The organism is Halogeometricum sp. S3BR5-2 (assembly GCF_031624635.1).
GTDB lineage: Archaea > Halobacteriota > Halobacteria > Halobacteriales > Haloferacaceae > Halogeometricum > Halogeometricum luteum.
In genome coordinates this window covers 1-2,409 of record NZ_JAMQOQ010000015.1, presented here as the reverse complement: position 1 = coordinate 2,409, position 2,409 = coordinate 1, and the positions used below count along the sequence as shown (strand labels likewise).

Genomic DNA, 2,409 nt, shown 5'->3' with positions numbered 1-2,409 from the left:
CGAGAACCCGAGGTTGCTCCAGAGTAGCGGGGGTTGGATATCCCTCGTGAATGTCGCAGGCATCGACTGCGAAGACTAAACACTCCTCGAGACCGATAGCGAACAAGTAGCGTGAGCGAACGCTGAAAAGCACCCCGAAAAGGGCGGTGCAATAGGGCCTGAAATCAGTCAGTGATAGAGCGACGGGGCATACAAGGTCCTCGGAAAAACAACCGTGGGGCGACCCACCAGTAGGAATCCGAGGAAGCCGGTGTTCCGTCGTACGTTTTGAAAAACGAACCAGGGAGTGCATTTGCTTGGCGAGTCTAACTGGATTATCCAGGAAGGCGCAGGGAAACCGACAAGGCCGCAGCATTGCGAGGGCCGCCGTGTTCAAGCGCGGGGAGTCAAGCGGATGCGACCCGAAACCAGATGATCTACACGAGGGCAAGACGAAGCGTGGCGAAAGCCACGTGGAGGTCTGTTAGGGTTGGTGTCTTACAATACCCTCCCGTGACCCGTGTGTAGGGGTGAAAGGCCCATCGAATCTGGCAACAGCTGGTTCCAGCCGAAACATGTCGAAGCATGACCTCATCCGAGATAGTCTGCGAGGTAGAGCGACCGATTGAGTGACCCGCCTCCGAGAGGAGTCGGCCACTCTGTCGAACTCCGAACTTGCAGACGTCGTAGACGATGGGAATCCGGACTGCGGGGTAAGCTTGTGGTCCGTGAGGGAGACAACCCAGAGCCGGGTTAAGGTCCCCAAGTGTGGATTAAGTGCGATCGAAGATTGTCTCGAGCCCTAAACAGCCGGGAGGTGAGCTTAGAAGCAGCTACCCTCTAAGAAAAGCGTAACAGCTTACCGGCCGAGGTTCGAGGCGTCGAAAATGATCGGGGCTCAAATCCACCACCGAGACCTGGCGGCACCATTATGGTGACCCAGTAGGCTGGCATTCTGTACGGGTGGAAGTACGGGCGAGAGTTCGTATGGACCGTTCAGAAACGAAAATCCTGGTCACAGTAGCAGCGAGAGTCGGGTGCGAACCCCGACGACCTTACGAGTAAGGGTTCCTCGGCACTGCCAATCAGCCGAGGGTTAGTCGATCCTAAGTCTCACCGTAACTCGAATGAGACAAACGGGAAACTGGTTAATATTCCAGTACCAGCATCACTCAAAGCCGACGCTTTGGGAAACACCGGACCGGGCCTTCGCCCGGTCGAATCGCGGAAACTCGTGGAAGCCGTAACGGCACGAAGCGAGCGAAGCGCGAGATAGCGCAAGCCGGTGGTACTCAGAGCCCGTGAAAAGGCGAGATGTCTGCTCGTACCGAGATCCGACACAGGTACTCTGGCGGAGAAAGCCAAGGTCTGTCGGGATCAACCGACGTTAGGGAATTCGGCAAGTTAGTCCCGTAAGTTCGCGATAAGGGATGCCTGCTCTTGACCGAGCAGGTCGCAGTGACTCGGGCGCTCCAACTGTCTAGTAACAACATAGGTGACCGCAAATCCGCAAGGACTCGTACGGTCACTGAATCCTGCCCAGTGCGGGTATCTGAACACCTCGTACAAGAGGACGAAGGACCCGTCAACGGCGGGGGTAACTATGACCCTCTTAAGGTAGCGTAGTACCTTGCCGCTTCAGTAGCGGCTTGCATGAATGGATCAATGAGAGCGCCACTGTCCCAACGTTGGGCCCGGTGAACTGTACGTTCCAGTGCGGAGTCTGGAGACCCCCAAGGGGAAGCGAAGACCCTATAGAGCTTTACTGCAGGCTGTCGCTGGGACGTGGTCGCTGATGTGCAGCATAGGTAGGAGCCGTTACACAGGTACCCGCGCTAGCGGGCCACCGAGGCATCATTGAAATACTACCCGTCAGTGACTGCGACCCTCACTCCGGGAGGAGGACACCGGTAGCCGGGCAGTTTGACTGGGGCGGTACGCGCTCGAAAAGATATCGAGCGCGCCCAAAGATTTCCTCACGCGAGTCGGAAACTCGTGGAAGAGCGCAAGAGCACACGGAAGTCTGACAGTGTCATTCCCAACGAGTGACGCTGACGCGAAAGCGTGGTCTAGCGAACCTACGAGGTCCCTCCATGGGACCCGTAGATGACAGAAAAGCTACCTTAGGGATAACAGAGTCGTCACCGGCAAGAGCACATATCGACCCGGTGGCTTGCTACCTCGATGTCGGTTCCCTCCATCCTGCCTGTGCAGAAGCAGGCAAGGGTGAGGTTGTTCGCCTATTAAAGGAGGTCGTGAGCTGGGTTTAGACCGTCGTGAGACAGGTCGGCTGCTATCTATTGGGGGTGTGAGGTACTTGACGGGAACGATCGTATAGTACGAGAGGAACTACGATTGGTCGCCGCTGGTGTATCGGTTGTCCGAGAGGGCAGATGCCGAGTAGCTACGCGACACGGGGTAAGAGCTGAA

Annotated in this window: 1 rRNA gene (only partly in view); it reads left to right on the top strand. The window is 56.8% G+C overall.

Annotated elements, in window-relative coordinates:
* Window positions 1-2,409 (top strand): 23S ribosomal RNA (locus tag NDI79_RS23460) (its annotated part extends 458 nt beyond the left edge of the window); the annotation flags it as partial.